Below are 15,383 nucleotides of genomic sequence, written 5' to 3'. Positions count from 1 at the left end.
CTTGGCCCTCCGAACATGCGAGATGCGCTCCAGACGCGAGCCTCAACTCTACAACGCTGCCTTGGTCATTGCGATCCTGATGACCATGCCCAGAGACACTTATGTCGTGTCGCTCGTGAGTATCCGTGGCGTCGGCGAACCGCCCTTTCCAACAACGTGTCCATCGTCTTGGCTCACTCGAACGTCAGTGTCCGGAAGGGGTCGCGGATGTCGGAGAGGGGGGCGCGGTCGCGGGTGTAGTAGAGCTTGTTCGAGAGCAGGACGGCCCACCTCTGACGGGACGGGGAGATCCATAGGGCCGTGCCGGTGAAGCCGTAGTGGACCCACACGTCATCTGCTTCTGGGTCGGTGCCGGGGGCGGGGTGCCAGAAGAAGCCGCGGGGTGGGGTGAGGCTGCCGGTGTGGACCCGGAGGGATTCCTGCACCCAGCCGGCGCCGAAGGCGGACTCGGTGGGCGTGAGCATGTGGCGGGCGAAGGTGGCGAGGTCGGCGGCTGTGGTGAAGGCGCCGGCGATGCCGCAGACGCCGCCGAGGAGGCGGGCGGAGAAATCGTGGGCGGTGCCTTTGAGGTGGCGGCCGGTTTCGTCGTCCAGCTCGGTGGGGGCGCTGCGGGTCACCTTTTCCGGGCTCAGCGGGCCGAAGCTGGTTTCCGTCATACCGAGGGGCTGCCAGACGTGGGTTGTGGCGAGCTGGTCGAGGGGCTCACCCGCGAGGTGTTCGGCCAGGTAGCCGAGGATGAGGGCGGCTCGGTCGGTGTATTCGACGGCCTCGCCGGGTGGGCGGTGCAGGGCTTCGCGGAGGACGCCGTCGCGGATGTCCTGGGGGTCCGTGCCGTAGAGGTTGCGCAGGTTGGCGCGGAGCGGGAGGCCGGCGGTGTGGGTCAGGAGCTGCTGGGCGGTGACGTCGGCGAGCGGGTGGCCTTCGGTCTCGGGCCAGAACGTGCCGAGGGGGGCTTCGAGTTGGAGCTTGCCCGCTTCGACGAGGGTGCCGATCGTGGACCAGACCGCCAGGATCTTGGTGAGGCTGGCGATGTCGAAGATGGTGTCGAGTCGCATCGGGTGGTCGGGCTCGTCGGGGTCGAGGAGGCCGACCGCTCCGCTGGCCGTGGTGCCGTTGGCGTCGCCGGTGGCCCAGACTGCGCCGGGGTAGACCTTGTCGCGTACGCCGTCGTCCAGGAACTGGTGGATGCGGTCGGTGTCGAGCGTCATGGTCTCCCCGTCGAGTCCCGGCAGTTGCCCTCCGGCCAGCGTAGTAAGACCGGCGAGGAGGGTTCGGGTGCCACGGCGGTCATCAGTTGAGTTGGTTGCCGAGAGCGGTGAGCGCTGCTGCGGTGGCGCTGAGCGGGTAGCGGGCGGCGTTGGCGCGGCCTGCCTCGCGGAGGGCGTCGAGTAGTCCCGGTACCGTGCGGAGCCGTTCCAGGTCGCGGGCGAGAGTGGCAGGGCTGGTGAAGTCGGTCGCCAGGCCGCTCGTTCCCACGGACTCGTTGAGGCCCGGGACGGGCTGGTAGAGGACGGGAAGCCCGCAGGCTTGCGCTTCGAGGGCCACCAGGCCCATGGCCTCCAGAGTGGTCGACGGCATGACGAGCACGTCGTGGTCACGGAAGGTTTTCCACAACTGTGGACGGCGGAGCCAGCCGAGGTAGTGAACGTGCAGGCCGAGTTGGTGGAGGAGCGGCGCCAGGGCCTGGAACTGAGCCGGTGGGGCCGCCACGCTCAGCTCGACGGCCGGGGCGTAGGCGAGCGCCCGCAGCAGTAGTTCGATGCCCTTCTCCGCGGTCAGGCGGCCCGCGTACAGCAAGCGCAGATGGTCCGTGCGGCGTGGACTCTGCTGCGCCCGCGGGGAGTTGAGCAGGTGGTCCGGGATGCCCCAGGGGATGAATTCGATCTTCTTGCGGGCTTCCGGGGCGAGCGTGAGCAGTCGGTCGGCCATCGCGTTGGTCGGCACCACGATCGCGTCGGCGGCGCCGGCGCAGTGCTGGAGGACGGCGAGCTGGTCGGCGTACCTCTCGGCGTACAGCAAGTCGGTGCCGTGGATCAGGGCGATGCTGCGGGCGGTCGGTAGTGCTGCGAGCAGAGCCGGTGAGGCACCGAAGGCGAGGTGGTGCAGGTGGAGCGTGCTGATGGCGGTCGGGTCGATGGCCCCAGCGAGTGCCTGGCGCAGAGCCTTGAGGTAAGCGCGGAGGCCGGGGCCTTCGACGCATTTGCCGGGGACGGTGAGGACACTCAGCCCTCTCGGGAGCGACGTCTGCTCGGGTCGATTGGCGAGCATGAACGCGGAAGCCGGGATCAGCGGCCGGTCGCCGGTGTAGAGGTCGAGGAAGAGTTCGACGCTTCCGCCGGGGCTTGGGTAGGGCAGGTCGAGCGCGGTGGCGACTGACGGGTTCACGGTCGGCCGCCGGGCAGTTCCTCGTACAGTCGGGAGGTCTCGGCGCCTCGGCTGGTGACGTACTTCAGGCCGTGCTCCTGGTAGCTCGCCGGGGCGCCGAGGGTGTGGAGGAACGCGAGCTTGCCGAAGGTCATCCGTGGATAGACGCGCACGGGCCTGGCCGCGCGGATCTCCAACGTCCAGCGGATAGCGTGGCCTTGGTGTCCCAGCGGGGCGGAAACGTGGACCCAGATGCCGAGGGCGCCGATCGTGCGCGAGCCGTTGAGGAACTGCGCGTACCGCTCCGAGCTCGTTCTCTCGTATGTGCTGCCGAGGTACAGCACACCCGGGTGCAGCACGAACCCCGATGGCGGGATGTTCAGTTCTCGGGCGAGGGTGGGCTGAGCCGAATCGAGTGCGTCGTCGCAGATGTGTAGGGTCTCGCCGAGTCGCCAGTCGTAGGCGTTCGGGGAGAGCCGTCGGGGGTCGTACGGTTCGATGGCTATCTCGCCAGTGGCGCGAGCGGCGGCTATGGCGGGGCCGGTGAGGATCACGAGACGACCACCGGTGCCGGCCGCTCGTCACGCCAGAAGGCGGAGGGCCTGGGACCCTCCGACGCCTGGTACTTGCCTGCATAGGGCGTGATCGGGCCGACGGCCACGAAGAACATGATCTGCCCGATCTTCATGCCGGCGTAGACCCGCAGCGGGCGGATCGAGGAGAGCATCAGCGTCCACTGCCCGTGGAAGCCGATGTCGCCGATCGGAGCGGTGATCTCCACGAAGAGTCCGAGGCGTCCGACGGACGAGCGCCCGAAGAGCAGCGGGACGAAGACGTCGGAGCCGACGTGCTCGACGGTGTGACCGAGATAGAGCTGGCCGGGTTCCAGCACCTGTCCCTCGGCGCCGATTTCCACGTGCCGGGTGAGGTTGGGGCGGTGGGGGTCCAACACGTCGCCGGTGTAGACGAGCAGGCTCCGGCCGAGGCGGACGTTGTAGCTGTTCGGGTTGACCTGGGTCTGGTCGAACGGGGTGATCCGTAAGCGGCCGTCGCTCGCCGCCGCGGTGATTTCGGGGCCGGTGAGGATCATCGGCCAACTCCTTGGGTGAGGGCCTGTCGTACGAGCTGCGCGAGCGGTGGACCGGTTGCGTCCGCAGGTACGCCGATGGCGTCGGCGAGGTAGCCGGTGGTCAGTACGGTGTGCAAGCGCCGCGGGAGCGGGTCCGGGGCCGACGCCATCGGGCCCGCGTGCTCGGTGAGGCGGGCCATCAGCGAAGCCGGGTCGCTCCGGAACCTCTCCGGGAGGGTCGTGCGCACGAGTTGGTTGCCGAACGGCTCGACGGCGAGGAGGTCGCCGTAAGTGAGCACGTCGTTGAGCTGGACGGCCCGCAGCGCCGTCTCGTTGAGAAGGACGGCGTCCACGGCGCGCTCCGCACCGATGCGGGCGATGATGTCCGTCAGCAACGATCGGCGGTTCAGGGTGGTACGCCGGTACGGCGCCGCCACTATGCCAAGCCCCGCGGCGAGTTCGCGCGCGATGGAACTTATCTGAGCGCGAACGTCTTCCAACCCGTCCGGTGGCGGGGACGACGCGATCAGGTCGAACCGCGAGACCCGCGCTGTCCAGCCGCATTCCGACGGCTCGGCGTACGCGAAGCCCGCGCCCAGTTCGTATCCCTTGAGGACGTTCACGCCGCCCACCTGCACGGGACCGTACTGGTCGCCGTGGCAGTGGCCGGCGAAGACGAGGTCGAGGAAGGGGCACGCGTCAGCGAGGAGTAGGTCTTCCTCGAAGCCCGAGTGGCTGAGCACTGCCCAGGACTCCACCTCTTCGTGCGCGAGCCTCAGTTCACGCAACGCGTGGGCCGGATTGGTCACGTGCTGGCCGGCACGCTCGGCGTACGGAATGGCGTTGAACGCCTGGTGGCCGAGCACGCCCGTCACGCCGACCGTTCGACCGCCGATGCGGCGTATGTCCACCGGCCGGAACAGCCGGCGACCGTCGGCGCCGTACGCGTTGGCGCAGACGGTGATGCGGTGCAGGTCAGGTTCGAAGTAGTGCTGCCAGCCATGGTTGCCGGGGGCGATCACGTCGTACAGCGCGAGCAGCGTGGCTCGTTCGAGGTAGCCGCGGCCGATGCGGTAGTAGCCGGTGCCCTCGAAGAAGTCGCCGCTGTCCACAATCAGGGTGTCCGGGCGGGTGGCCGACAGGTGGGCCAGCAACGGCGTGGCGTCATCGAAGTTGGAGTGGAAGTCGGTGGTGGCCATGATGCGCGCGAGTTGCCGTCTCACGGGGTGACCTCGCAGATGTCGGCCCCCAGCGAGCGGAGTTTGCCCGGTAAGTCGGCGTGGCCTCGGCGGAGTTGTTCGAGGCCGCCGAGGGTGGTGATGCCGTCGGCGGTCAGTCCCGCGATGAGAAGCGCCGCCCCGGTGCGGATGTCGGTGGTCTCCACGCCTGCACCCGACAGCCGTTGCGGGCCGGCGAACCTGCACTGCGTAGGCGAGATCTCCTCGATGTCCGCGCCCATGCTGCGAAGTTGTGGGATCAGGTTCGCGTGCCGGCCTGGGTTGATCGTGTCCGCGAAAGCGTGGGCGCCGGGAACGCCGAGAGCCAGAGCGAGCAGAGAGGGCTCGAAGTCGGCGTCGAGTCCGTCGGGAGAGAGGGAAGCTGAGGCGCGCATCGGGCGGTCGGTGGGACGGATTTCCTGAGCGTCGACGACGATGGCGTCCTGCTCATCGGTGATCGTGACGCCCGCCCGACGCAGTTGCACCAGTGCGGGGCTGGCGTCACGGCTCCGGATGCCTTCGATGCGGGCGGTGCCGCCGGTGGCGGCGACCGCACAGGCGAGGGTTCCGGCCTCGATCTTGTCGCCCGGCACGGACCAACTGCTCGCGTCCTCCGCCGGGTGGCGCGGCGGGACCAGCGTGAGGAGATCGCGGCGGGTGTCGAAACTCCAGCCGACCGTCCCCAACGCACCAAGAACGCTGAGCACTTCGGGCGAGAGGTTCGGCGTGGCCAGCCGCAGTTCCTGCTCGGAGGCGACAGCACGCAGGATCGCGGCAATCGTCGCTCCCCGGGAGCGAAACGGCAGGGCAAGGGACACGAGTCCTTGAGACGAACGCGCCATCGTGACGGCGTAGCCCTGCCGGTGGCTCGTGCAGCGGTCGCCGAACGCCTCGTACACCCGGAAGTGCTGTTCCATGCCCCGGTCGCCGATGCGGCAGCCGCCGGGCCACGGCAGGCGGGCTCGGCCGTGGAGCGCGACGAGTACCGGGACCAGGTAGTAGGAAGCGCGGATGCCGCTTGCTGCGGCGAGGAGTTCGGACGCCGGACCCCGAGAACCGCCCGGCGTGATCAATGCGGAGTCGGCGCTGCCGAGAAGCCAGGTCACGTCGAGCCCGGCAGCGCGTAAGAGCGCGATCATGACGTGCACGTCGCGGCTGCCAGGAAGGTTGCTCAGCCGCACCGGCGTGCCGAGCACCGCCGCCGCGGCCAGCAGCGGCAAGGCCGCGTTCTTCGAACCGTCCACGCGCACTGTGCCGTTGAGCGGCAGCCCGGGCCGAATGGCGATGACCTCGGCGGCCGTTGCCCGTTCGGCGCTTCTGGTGTTGGCGTACGACTCTTCCATGCGTGTCCCTCCTCGACGGCGACGGGTACGGATCACCACGAAACCGTCGACCGAACGGGACGTTCCAGCCGAGCCGCTGGTGCGGCATGGCCTATGCAGACTGCGCATGACGGATAGGCGGCCTGTTGCCGGCTGTGGTCCACGGGGCAGGATCGACGGCAGCGGAGGGAGTCGGCGCGCATGGCCGCAGACCAGGACGAGGCAAAGAAGATCGGCGGGATTCTCCGGCATGCGCGGATGCTCGCGAGACGTTCCCAGACGGAGGTCGCGACCGCGCTCGGCTACCACCAGTCGAAGGTCAGCCGGCTCGAACAGGGCAAGGGCACCGAGGACTTACGCGTTCTTCGTGCCGTTGCCGCGGAACTTCGTATCCCTTTGCACACGCTGGGGCTTGCTCCGCCTCCCACCGTCCGCAGCACAGATCGAGAGACCCCAGAGGACATGCACCGCCGCACACTCCTTGCCGCAAGCGTCGCCACGTTCGCCGTACCCAGCACCGCTCCCGTCACGTACGGGACGCTTGTCCAGGCGCTCCTTCCCGGTGTTGCTTGCCCCGCGGGAACCGGCGAGGAGAGCGTGCCTCAACTGGCCGACAGAATGGTTCGGTTGCGTGCGCTCTTCGCCGCCTGCGATTACGGACGCCTGGAGGTTCAGCTGCCTTCGCTGATCGGTGACCTCCGACGGGTGGCCGCCGATTCCTCGGAGGCGACCGGCCTTCTGGCAGCCGCGTATCAGACCTCGGCGAGTCTTCTGCTCAAGCACGGCGATCATGGGCACGCGTGGCTCGCCGTCGGCCGGGCGATGGCGGAGGCCGAACGGTCCGGCGACCCGGTCGTCCTCGCCTCCAGCGTTCGCCTGCATGCCCACCTGCTGGCCAGGGAGCGCCACGCTGCCCAGGCTGTCGGCTTGGTCCGGCACACCGTGGACCAGATGTCGGGGTCGTACGACCGTCGGTCGCCACGCCACCTGGCGGTCCTCGGGATGCTTCTCCTTCGGGGGGTGACGGCTGCCGCTCTGGGAGGCGACCGCAGCTCCGTCCAGGGCTTCCTGGCCGAGGCCCGGGAGGTTGCGGGCCTGGTGCCGGATGGGGCTCCCGACAGGTGGTCCAACTTCGGCACAATCAACGTTGAGTTGCACGCGGTGAACGCGTCCGTCGTCCTCGGCGACGCCGGCCTGGCGCTCGACGCGGCACGGCCGCTCATGCGCCGGCACATTCCCGTTCCGGAGCGCCGGGCCGCGTTGTGGACGGACGTCGCCCGCGCGTACAGCCAGCAGGGCCGACTGGCCGACGGCTACCAGGCGTTGCGGATCGCGGAGGGTTGCGCCGCCCAGGACGTACGGCGTCCGGCGGTGCGGGAGCTGGTGGCGGACATGGCGGCGCGGGATCGGCGCCGTACGCTGCCGGAGTTGCATCACTTCGCGCGTCAGCTGGGGGTGCCCGCGTGAGCGGTGAGCCGAAGAGGCCGTTCCTGTACGTCGTGGTGTGCGCGGCCGGGGTGGCCGGGAACGTGGGGACGCTGATCTCGGCTGCGCACGCGCGGGGTTGGGGTGTGGGCGTGGTCGCCACCCCGATGGGTCTGGGGTTCATCGACCAGGATGCGGTCGAGGCGCAGACGGGGTTCCCGGTGCGGTCGGCTTGGCGCAGGCCCGGTGACGTGCGGCCGTTGCCTCCTGCTGATGCGATTGCGGTGGCGCCGGCGTCGTTCAACACGGTCAACAAGTGGGCGGCCGGGATCGCCGACACCCTGGCGCTGGGCATTCTGTGCGAGGCGTACGGGCTGGGGGTTCCCACGGCGGTGCTTCCGTATGTGAACAGCGCGATGGCCGCGCACCCGGCCTACGGCGAGAGCCTGGACCGGCTGCGCGCGATGGGTGTCCTGGTCAGCGGCTACGAGCCGCACCTGCCGAAGTCGGGCGGCGGCGCGGACCGTTTCCGGTGGGAAGAGGCACTGGAACTGCTCGCGCCTGACTTGCACGAAAAGGGCTGACGGCACGAGCTTCGTCTGCTCACTCCTCTTCGCCGCCTTCCGTGACTGAGTTCACCACTGTCTGTGCGGCCGTATGCGTGCCCTGCATGGGCGGAAGCTCCATGTGCATCGGGCGTGGCCCGCGAGGCACCCGAACCGTTTTGGTCTTCCTGAGACGCATCAACAGTTGCTCAGGGAGGAGACCTGATGACGGATTCCGGAAGCGACGACGAACCGCCGACCGTGGTGAGGGGGTGGCCGGGCCGCGCCCGATGTGTGCGCACGGCTCGGCGGGAACTACGAAGGGACCTCGAAGGCTGGGGGTTGGGCCGGCTGACGGATGCCGCCGAGGTGGTCCTGTCCGAACTCTTCACCAACGCCTTGCTGCACGCTTGTCTCCCGCCTGGGCACCAGATCGAGACCCGCTATCAGCCGGCCGAAGCAGGGGTGCGCATCGAGGTGCGCGACGCCAGCACGGTCCGACCGGTGATGCGCAGGGACTCGTTGACCGCGGAATCCGGGCGCGGACTGCCTCTCGTCGACGACATCACGGAGGGCCGCTGGGGTGTGAGTGAGTGCGGCGAAGCCGGTAAGTCCGTCTGGGCACTTGTCACGGGCGGCCGGCCTGACGAAGGACCGCGGTGATGGGCGGCTCATCGGCTCACGCGCGGAGCAGCGGACGGGCGGAGGTCGGCTCTCGCATCGGCACGCGGGAGTTGACGTCGCAGACGAACCTGGTGCCGTTCATCGCGCGGTGGAGCGGGGAGCGGAACCTTCCGATGCCGGTGGTGGCACGGGGCGGCCAGTGGACCGGGATCGCGTACGCGGACCGGCGGGCGTTCGACCGGGACGCCAACGGGGTGCTGTGGGTGCGGGCGGTCTCGCGGCAGGGGATGGGGCGGCCGGAGTACGGGAAGGTCCACAGCCAGCGGCAACGCCTGTGTATGGAGCGGCTGTTGTGCCAGATCTGCGGTGGGCCGGCCGACCGCACCGCCGAGGGCACGCTGTGGCTGATCGACGCCCATGCCCGCAGCCTGCTGCTGATGGGCGAGATCACCACCCACCCGCCGGTCTGCCTGCCCTGCGCCCACCGCTCCGTCCGCGCCTGCCCGCACCTGCGCCCCGAGTGGGTGGCGCTGCGCGTACGGACCGCAATCCCCTACGGCGTCAACGGCATCCTCTACCAGCCGGCTGACCCGGCCCCGGTCACGGTCACCGCCGCCGACGTCCCGTTCCACAGCGCCCGCATCCCCTGGGTGCTGGCCAGCCAACTCATCATGCGCATCAGCGACTTCACCGTCGTCAACCTGGAGGAACTACAGCCGTGAGCACGATATCGATCACACGTCCCGAGCACGCCGCCACAGCGGACAGCTCGGACTCCGAGTCCTCGGCCGCCACCTGGACCGTCACCACGACCGCCGGCTTCACCGCCGCCGGCTATCTGCCGGCCTGGGCGGACCACGACCCGTCCGAGATCGGGGTGCCGCTGGAGCGGCTGCACGCCGTGCTGGCCGACGTCAGCCACCGGGCGGCGTTCGACGGGCCGCTCGTTCCGGTGTGGTCGCCGGAACGCGACGGCGACGGCCTCCGCGAGGAACGCGTCCTCTGGGGCGCCATCGGCTGCCGCCCCTACGCTGAGGACCAGGAGCCGCGGATCCCTGTCGTCGATATCGCGATCGTCGACGACTACTGGATCAACGGCCTCGACCCCGACGACCTGGCCGACCTCGCAGCCAAACTCCGCGCCCAGGCCGACCACATGGAACACGAGGTACTTCCTCAGCTCGTCGCGGCCCGCGGGGACTGGGCCGCTCACCACGGCGCCTGAGCAGTCCAAATCCGCGGAGTCGCCTCAGGCGCCCGGCGAGCGAAAGGCGGCCCAGGGCGGCTGGCCAGCAAAGTCGCCCGCTGCCTTCGCGTCGATCGCCCCGCCGGGCCCTTTCGCGAGACCGGCGGGGTGGGTCGCGGCCGTTCAGCTCTTTCGGGCGGTCCCGGTGATGCGGCCGATGATGTCCGCGGCCTGCTCGGGGTGCTCTTCCAGCCAGCTGCCGAGGTGTTCCCGCACACCCTCTCCGACGTAGGTGCGTACGGCGGTGTTGCCCAGCACGTTGCGCGTGGCGCCCTCGAACTCGGGATGGTCCAGCTTCACCGACACCACCGCTGTCAGGCCCTCGCCGATCTGGTCTGGGCTGAGGTCGGGGTCGGCCGCGGTAAGCAGTTCGCACTTCCGGGCGTGGGCATTGATCGCAGCCGCCGTCCCGTCGTGGAAGCCCGCCAGGTGCGTGCCGTCGTAGGGGGTGGGCCGGCTGTTGGCGAAGCCGCGGACCCGTTCTTCGCGGGTGTCGCACCACCGCAGGGCTACTTCCGCCGTCCCGGCCATCCGCGGATCCTCCCACTCGAAGTGGATGACGTCCGGATGTAGGAACGTTCCGGCCGTCGCGTCGAGGGAGGCGACGAAGTCTCGTACTCCGCCCCGGAATCGGAACTGCACCGATCGAGGCTCACCCGAAGGCCGCGTGTCGGTCAGGGAGACGTCCAAGTCTCGGTTCAGGAAGGCCAGTTCCCTGAAGCGCTCTGCCAGCACGTCGAACGAGCACTCCACCGTCTCGAAGATGTCGGCGTCGGGCCGGAAGGCGATGGTGGTCCCGCTTCCGGTCGCCCGTCCTACGGCGGCGGGCGGGGCGACCGCGACGCCGTGGGCGTATTCCTGGACCCAACGGATTCCCTTGCGCCGCACCTCGGCGGTCAGGCGGCTCGACAGGGCGTTGGTGACGCAGGGGCCGATGGACACGAAGCCCACAAGCGCGGCGTTGTGGCCGATGGGTTCCCGCCAGTCGTCCATGCGGGTCAGCAAGGCTTCCAGGCCCGGCCCGACGGAGTCCCCGGCGGCCTCAACGGGAACCCCCGGCCCGTCATCGGCGACACTCACGCCGCCGCCGGGCGTCAGAACGACCTCGACGACACTCGCCCGGCCGGCCAGAACCTCGTTCACCGCCCGGCTCACGACCTCGAACACCGCCTGGTGCAGGCCGCGTTGGCTGGTCGAACCGACGTACATCCCGGGCCGCCGCCGGATGGCCTCCCAGCCGTGCACCACCGTGATGGCGGAGGCGTCGTACCTCTTGGCGTCCTCACTCACGAAGTCCCCCTCAGACCGCGTTCAGCAGAGCTGCCAAGCGTAGGTGAAATCGCGGAAAACAGCAGGTCAGGGCTGTTTCGAAGAAGGCAGGGGCGGGCGCGTGAGGGCCTGCCCGGATACGTCCGGACCAGGAGTCGCCGGTAACAGTCCGAACGCGGCGGTGCCCTGGCCGAGGCCCCGCACGACCCCTACTCCGGCGGCGCGTAGCTCCCCAATTCTCAGCGTCGCCTGGCACGGACTGTCACTCGATCTACACTCCGCAGCCGCACGGATGGCAGTCATAGCATCAGATCAGTGCCGCATGCGCGGGTGACAAGGGCTCGTACTCAGCGGTGATGGCGCGGTGGGCGTCCGGGCGGTTCGGGGCTGGATGATCGGGTCGGCTCGGCCGGGCGTGGTGTTCGGTCGACCTTGAAGGTGCTGCGGGCTTGGGCTGCGCGGGCCCGGGGGCTCGGGGCCGGGCGGGCTGACAGACGTTGGAGGCGCCAGACCAGTACCTGGGCTGGTGAGCGGGCGTCGGTGAGGGCGCGTTGGTCGGCCGCCTGACGGAGGAGACGGGCAGGGTCGTGGCCTGCGGTTTCTGCATCGGTGAGGGCGGTGGCCAGGGCGGGCCAGGCGGGGTCGGTCACGATTTGCTGGGCGTGGGTCGGGATCGATTGGCGTACCCGTTCAACGTGGTGGTCGGTGACCGGCGGTGGTGGTGTGCGCTGGGCAAGGGTGGCCAGGGGTGCTGCAGCAGCTTGGTCGTAGGCGGCTTGGAGGTGGGCCAGGGTGCGGTGGGTGGCTTCGACTTGCTGGTTGTGGTGGCGGGCGGCGTACCAACGGCGGGCGGCGATTACGGCGAGGATCGTGGCGTCGAGGAACATCGCGAGTGTGGCGCCGTCACCGGTGGTGGGTTGGCGGGCGATGGTGCGGATGGCGTTACGGAGGGCGCGGGCGTGCTGGTGGTCGGCGGTGGTGCGGGAGCGGCTGGCGCGCTCGAAGTCGACCGCGGCCTGTCGGAGCTGGGGGAGTATCTGCGCGGGTGCGTAGAAGGGCAGGGCGTCCAGAGCTTCGGCAACCGCGGCGATGTGGGCCTGCGAGGCTGCGTCGTCGTTCTGGTCCAGGTGGTGGGGGATGCGTTCGGTGGCGGCAGTGGCCTGGTGCCACGGGTTGGGCCGGCGCGGGCCGATTGCCGGGGCCGGGTCGGTGGCGGTGAGGCGGTCGCGGATCCGGCGCTGCTAGGGCAGTCGGGGAGTACCCTCACATACTTGGGATGCGCGGCCGGGCCGCGGTTCCTGAGCCGGTCCTGGGTCGGATGGACCTTCGTCAGTGGGCGTCTGTGTCGGGGCGCGGGAGTTCGTCGAGGTCCAGGGTGAAGGTGCGGCCGTCGGCAAGGGGGATGGAGAGCTTGCCGGTGCCGTACTTGTGGGTATGCGCAGCAATGTAGCCGGTGGCGGTCGGCTGGGTATGGAGGACGACTTCCTGGGTGTACGGGTCGACCACCAGGTAGGCGGGAATGCCGTAGCGGCCGTACTTCGCCGTGCAGTCGTCGTAGTCCTTGCGGGCCGAGGAGGTCGAGACCACTTCCGAGATCAGCAGGACGTCTTCGAAGCTGTAGCGCGTGCCTTCCCGATAAGCGTCCTCGCGGATGATCGCCAGATCGGGAGCTGAGTTCTCGTCGGCGGGGAAATCGATGTAGACGTCGGAGGTGACCTTCGCGTGGCGGCCGAGAGCGAGAGCCGAGTCGATCTGCATCGACCTGATGGTGCTGGAGTGCTCTTCGCTCTGCGGGGTCATGATCACCTTTCCGTCGGCCCCGAACAGGACCGTGTACCCCTTGGGGAACTCAGTGTGCACGATCGCATCGACGCTCATGGACGGCTCCTTCCCGTGTGTGGTCAGAATACGGCGGACAGCCCCGGCACCACCGGACCCGATGAGCCGGGAACGCGATCGATCGCGCCAGGCAGACGAAGCCGACCGCCGTGTACCGACAGGCGCCGCTCGCGTGAGCGCATGAGTCAGTGGGCGGTCCGTGCTTCAAGCCAGCGTGCCGCGGCAGTCTCATCCACCGAGTAGAACGCCTCCGCGGTCTGCTTGCCGTCCACCTCCCCACCCCAGGTAAAGGTCATGGGCCAGTTCCCGCGGCCGTAGTGCGCGTGGATATGCCGTGTGAGAGCAGCCAGCGATCCGCGCAACTGATCACGCTCGATACCGAGCCGGTCGACGAGGACCGTCGTGCTGAATCTTGTACCGGGGCGCCCGGCCAACACGTCGAGGACCGCCGTGACCCGGCTGATCGATGGCAACTTGGCGGCGGCCAAGGAACGGAGGTCTGCCACCTCCCACTCGACATACGGCCGTTTCGCGTCGGGATCAGCGCCCTTCGTACCTCCTGGCAGGGGGCTCACCGCTCCGGGGTCAGCGCGCCCGTCCAGTGCGGCGATGAACGCGTACACCTTCATGACGTACTCCTGCGGCACGTGAACGGACACGAACTGCCGGTCTCGGTCTTCCACGGCCCGACCTCTCACCCGGTACGCCATCTACTCCCTCAGTAGACAGTATCCATGGATAGAGACACTGTCTACTGAGAGAACGGACAAGCGAGCCCTCACCCGAATGAGTGCATGAACGAGGAGTGGCCTGGGTGACCAGCTCCCCCGAGCTGGTGGCGGCCGTCCGCACGACGAAGCAGTTCCTGACGTACGTGGCCTCGGGCCCGTTCCAGTACGCGATCGCCGAGGCCCTGACCCTCCCCGACACCTACTACGCCCACTTCCGCGACGACCTCCAGGCGAAGCGCGACCTCCTGGCCGCGGGCCTGCGCGACGCCGGCTTCACCGTGTACGAACCCCGGGGCACGTGGGCCGCACCCAAGTCCGCTTCGCCTTCTGCAAACAGCAGGACATCCTCAAGGAAGCGGCCGCCCGACTCCGCGGGTAACCGCTCGCGGGCGTTCGGCCGCCGCACCCGTTTGTGGTGGGCTTCCCGTCCGCTCCCACTTGGCAAGCGGTCCCCGCGGAAGATTGTCCACAGCTGTGGACGGCGGAGCCGGCGAGGTCAGGAGTACACCGGGTCGAAGGGCTCGTCGTGCCAGCGCCAGCCCGCGGTGCCGTCGTCGTAGATGCGCAGCATGAACTCGGCGACCCGACCGCCGTCGGGGAACGTCATGGTGAGGGCTGCGCAGATCCGGGTGGAGCAGGCGTCGAACAGCTCCCAGTCCTCCTCGTCGGCGGCCCGCTCCTGCTCCGAGAAGAGGGGACGGAACTCCTCGAAACCGGGAAGCGATTCGATCCCGGCGTGAGTCCAGGGCATGTCGGCGCCGGTCACGGTCAGCCGGGCGATCTCTTGGTCGCCCTTGTGGAGCCGCCAGATGCTGCCGGCGGCCAGGTTCGGGTTGGTCATACCTCCATGGTGGCGACCACCACTGACAGCGGAGCGAGGCCATGGGGCCTTCTCGTTCGCCGGCGCACCCACTCGGTGTGCCCGATCGCGTCGGCGCTCATGGCTGTCTGTACGCGTTCGGCGGGGTCGGGGTGCATATGCAGGACTGGCGGGGGCTGGTCGGGGTCCAGGGGGTGCCTGTCAGGTTGCCGTCGCGGCGCAGGAGGTGGAAGCCGTTGGCGGTCAGGAGGTGGGTCAGTTCTGCCGGGAGGATCATCCGGAGGTCCACCGGCAGGACCCAGGCGTCGGCGCGGTCGGGGGTGGACACGTACCAGGTGGCGCGGTCCACCTGGGTGACGGGGTCGTACTCGTCCGTCGCCTCGACGATCAGGTCGCCGAACACCGGGGAGTCGACGCAGGTGAACGGGGTCCGCTCGCCCGCGCCGCGGACCAGCTCCGCCGGGTCCGGGTTGAAGATGTCGAAGGCCAGCACCCCGCCGGGCCGCAGGTGCCGGGCGACCGAGCGGAAGAACCGGCGGTAGTCGTCCTCGGTGAGCAGGTGCAGCAGCGAGTGCCTGGCGATGAAGATCAGCGAGAACCGCCGACCGAGGTCGAAGTCGCGCATGTCACCCTCGGCGAGGGTGACCGTGACTCCTTCGGTGCGGGCCCGCGCCTCGGCAGCCGCCAGCATGCCGGGCGAGCTGTCGAGTCCGTACACCTCGGGCACGGTGTGCGCGAGCGGAACGAGTAACTGGCCTGACCCGCAGGCGAGTTCGAGGACGCCGCCGGGATGGCGGGCGGCCAGGCGCTCGTAGTACGTGACGTGTTCGGCGGAGACGGGCAGGATCTCGTCGTAGAGTTCCGGGTCGTCGTACAGCATCAGGGACCACCTCCGTGGTGCGGCATCGGCGG

Annotated in this window: 17 protein-coding genes and 1 pseudogene; 6 read left to right on the top strand and 12 right to left on the bottom strand. The window is 69.3% G+C overall.

Going from position 1 to position 15,383, the window contains the following annotated elements:
- Positions 1-173 precede the first annotated feature (173 nt).
- The 6 genes from ACQPW6_RS21860 to ACQPW6_RS21835 all read right to left on the bottom strand — a co-directional run bounded on the left by ACQPW6_RS21860 (position 174) and on the right by ACQPW6_RS21835 (position 5,993).
- Positions 174-1,208 (bottom strand): serine hydrolase domain-containing protein, encoded by a 1,035-nt coding sequence (locus ACQPW6_RS21860; RefSeq protein WP_433891361.1) that lies wholly within the window; start codon positions 1,206-1,208, stop codon positions 174-176.
- An 82-nt stretch (positions 1,209-1,290) separates the two neighbouring features.
- Entirely contained in the window at positions 1,291-2,385 is a 1,095-nt protein-coding gene (locus tag ACQPW6_RS21855; RefSeq protein WP_433891360.1) for a glycosyltransferase family 4 protein, read from the bottom strand.
- Positions 2,382-2,918, bottom strand: coding sequence for a dCTP deaminase (locus ACQPW6_RS21850; RefSeq protein WP_433891359.1), 537 nt, complete (start codon positions 2,916-2,918; stop codon positions 2,382-2,384). Before ACQPW6_RS21850 ends, ACQPW6_RS21855 begins: the two co-directional genes overlap by 4 nt.
- Complete coding sequence (dcd, locus tag ACQPW6_RS21845; protein ID WP_433891358.1) at positions 2,915-3,454, bottom strand: dCTP deaminase; 540 nt, start codon at positions 3,452-3,454, stop codon at positions 2,915-2,917. Before dcd ends, ACQPW6_RS21850 begins: the two co-directional genes overlap by 4 nt.
- Complete coding sequence (locus tag ACQPW6_RS21840; RefSeq protein ID WP_433891357.1) at positions 3,451-4,632, bottom strand: metallophosphoesterase; 1,182 nt, start codon at positions 4,630-4,632, stop codon at positions 3,451-3,453. The genes dcd and ACQPW6_RS21840 overlap by 4 nt, the downstream gene beginning before the upstream one ends.
- Positions 4,633-4,652: 20 nt before the next feature.
- Positions 4,653-5,993 (bottom strand): UDP-N-acetylglucosamine 1-carboxyvinyltransferase, encoded by a 1,341-nt coding sequence (locus ACQPW6_RS21835; RefSeq protein ID WP_433891356.1) that lies wholly within the window; start codon positions 5,991-5,993, stop codon positions 4,653-4,655.
- A 180-nt stretch (positions 5,994-6,173) separates the two neighbouring features.
- Here ACQPW6_RS21835 and ACQPW6_RS21830 point away from each other — a divergent pair, with 180 nt between their 5' ends.
- The 5 genes from ACQPW6_RS21830 (at position 6,174) to ACQPW6_RS21810 (ending at position 9,791) form a co-directional block, all read left to right on the top strand.
- A complete protein-coding gene (locus tag ACQPW6_RS21830) occupies positions 6,174-7,439 on the top strand; it encodes a helix-turn-helix domain-containing protein (protein WP_433891355.1) in 1,266 nt (421 codons plus the stop codon).
- Positions 7,436-7,981 carry a flavoprotein gene (locus ACQPW6_RS21825; RefSeq protein ID WP_433891354.1) on the top strand — a complete coding sequence of 182 codons (546 nt, stop codon included), beginning with the start codon at positions 7,436-7,438 and terminating at the stop codon, positions 7,979-7,981. Before ACQPW6_RS21830 ends, ACQPW6_RS21825 begins: the two co-directional genes overlap by 4 nt.
- Positions 7,982-8,167: 186 nt before the next feature.
- Positions 8,168-8,605, top strand: coding sequence for an ATP-binding protein (locus tag ACQPW6_RS21820; protein ID WP_433891353.1), 438 nt, complete (start codon positions 8,168-8,170; stop codon positions 8,603-8,605).
- Entirely contained in the window at positions 8,605-9,288 is a 684-nt protein-coding gene (locus ACQPW6_RS21815; protein WP_433891352.1) for a hypothetical protein, read from the top strand. Before ACQPW6_RS21820 ends, ACQPW6_RS21815 begins: the two co-directional genes overlap by 1 nt.
- On the top strand, positions 9,285-9,791 hold the full coding sequence (locus ACQPW6_RS21810; protein ID WP_433891351.1) for a DUF6907 domain-containing protein: 507 nt from the start codon (positions 9,285-9,287) through the stop codon (positions 9,789-9,791). Before ACQPW6_RS21815 ends, ACQPW6_RS21810 begins: the two co-directional genes overlap by 4 nt.
- A gap of 144 nt (positions 9,792-9,935) precedes the next feature.
- Here the strand turns inward: ACQPW6_RS21810 and ACQPW6_RS21805 are convergent, their stop codons facing one another.
- From ACQPW6_RS21805 to ACQPW6_RS21790, 4 genes are all read right to left on the bottom strand, one after another.
- Entirely contained in the window at positions 9,936-11,057 is a 1,122-nt protein-coding gene (locus ACQPW6_RS21805; protein ID WP_433891350.1) for a DNA gyrase subunit B, read from the bottom strand.
- A 371-nt stretch (positions 11,058-11,428) separates the two neighbouring features.
- Entirely contained in the window at positions 11,429-11,968 is a 540-nt protein-coding gene (locus ACQPW6_RS21800) for a hypothetical protein (protein WP_433891349.1), read from the bottom strand.
- 442 nt (positions 11,969-12,410) lie between these two features.
- Complete coding sequence (locus tag ACQPW6_RS21795) at positions 12,411-12,959, bottom strand: Uma2 family endonuclease (RefSeq protein WP_433891348.1); 549 nt, start codon at positions 12,957-12,959, stop codon at positions 12,411-12,413.
- 146 nt (positions 12,960-13,105) lie between these two features.
- Positions 13,106-13,549 (bottom strand): DUF6416 domain-containing protein, encoded by a 444-nt coding sequence (locus ACQPW6_RS21790; protein WP_433891347.1) that lies wholly within the window; start codon positions 13,547-13,549, stop codon positions 13,106-13,108.
- Positions 13,550-13,725: 176 nt separating this feature from the next.
- Between ACQPW6_RS21790 and ACQPW6_RS21785 the strand changes: the two are divergent.
- Positions 13,726-14,030, top strand: a pseudogene (locus ACQPW6_RS21785) (aminotransferase class I/II-fold pyridoxal phosphate-dependent enzyme); the annotation flags it as partial.
- A 117-nt stretch (positions 14,031-14,147) separates the two neighbouring features.
- Here the strand turns inward: ACQPW6_RS21785 and ACQPW6_RS21780 are convergent.
- Together ACQPW6_RS21780 and ACQPW6_RS21775 are read right to left on the bottom strand one after the other, a co-directional pair.
- Positions 14,148-14,492: a hypothetical protein gene (locus tag ACQPW6_RS21780; protein ID WP_433891346.1), complete on the bottom strand. Its 345-nt coding sequence runs from the start codon at positions 14,490-14,492 to the stop codon at positions 14,148-14,150.
- Positions 14,493-14,589: 97 nt separating this feature from the next.
- Entirely contained in the window at positions 14,590-15,351 is a 762-nt protein-coding gene (locus tag ACQPW6_RS21775) for a class I SAM-dependent methyltransferase (RefSeq protein WP_433891345.1), read from the bottom strand.
- Positions 15,352-15,383: the final 32 nt, after the last annotated feature.

It is taken from the genome of Streptomyces sp. CA-111067 (assembly GCF_050956065.1).
In the GTDB taxonomy this organism is placed as follows: domain Bacteria; phylum Actinomycetota; class Actinomycetes; order Streptomycetales; family Streptomycetaceae; genus Actinacidiphila.
The sequence above is the reverse complement of the archived record's forward strand: the minus strand, read 5'-3'. Positions and strand labels throughout refer to the sequence as shown.

Bases quoted from the DNA above. Each gene is read 5' to 3' on its own strand.
- dcd (WP_433891358.1), bottom strand. From the start codon at position 3,454: ATGATCCTCACCGGCCCCGAAATCACCGCGGCGGCGAGCGACGGCCGC.
- ACQPW6_RS21860 (WP_433891361.1), bottom strand. From the start codon at position 1,208: ATGACGCTCGACACCGACCGCATCCACCAGTTCCTGGACGACGGCGTA.
- ACQPW6_RS21775 (WP_433891345.1), bottom strand. From the start codon at position 15,351: ATGCTGTACGACGACCCGGAACTCTACGACGAGATCCTGCCCGTCTCC.
- ACQPW6_RS21835 (WP_433891356.1), bottom strand. From the start codon at position 5,993: ATGGAAGAGTCGTACGCCAACACCAGAAGCGCCGAACGGGCAACGGCC.
- ACQPW6_RS21815 (WP_433891352.1), top strand. From the start codon at position 8,605: ATGGGCGGCTCATCGGCTCACGCGCGGAGCAGCGGACGGGCGGAGGTC.
- ACQPW6_RS21795 (WP_433891348.1), bottom strand. From the start codon at position 12,959: ATGAGCGTCGATGCGATCGTGCACACTGAGTTCCCCAAGGGGTACACG.
- ACQPW6_RS21800 (WP_433891349.1), bottom strand. From the start codon at position 11,968: ATGTTCCTCGACGCCACGATCCTCGCCGTAATCGCCGCCCGCCGTTGG.
- ACQPW6_RS21830 (WP_433891355.1), top strand. From the start codon at position 6,174: ATGGCCGCAGACCAGGACGAGGCAAAGAAGATCGGCGGGATTCTCCGG.
- ACQPW6_RS21840 (WP_433891357.1), bottom strand. From the start codon at position 4,632: ATGGCCACCACCGACTTCCACTCCAACTTCGATGACGCCACGCCGTTG.
- ACQPW6_RS21780 (WP_433891346.1), bottom strand. From the start codon at position 14,492: ATGACCAACCCGAACCTGGCCGCCGGCAGCATCTGGCGGCTCCACAAG.
- ACQPW6_RS21820 (WP_433891353.1), top strand. From the start codon at position 8,168: ATGACGGATTCCGGAAGCGACGACGAACCGCCGACCGTGGTGAGGGGG.
- ACQPW6_RS21790 (WP_433891347.1), bottom strand. From the start codon at position 13,549: ATGAAGGTGTACGCGTTCATCGCCGCACTGGACGGGCGCGCTGACCCC.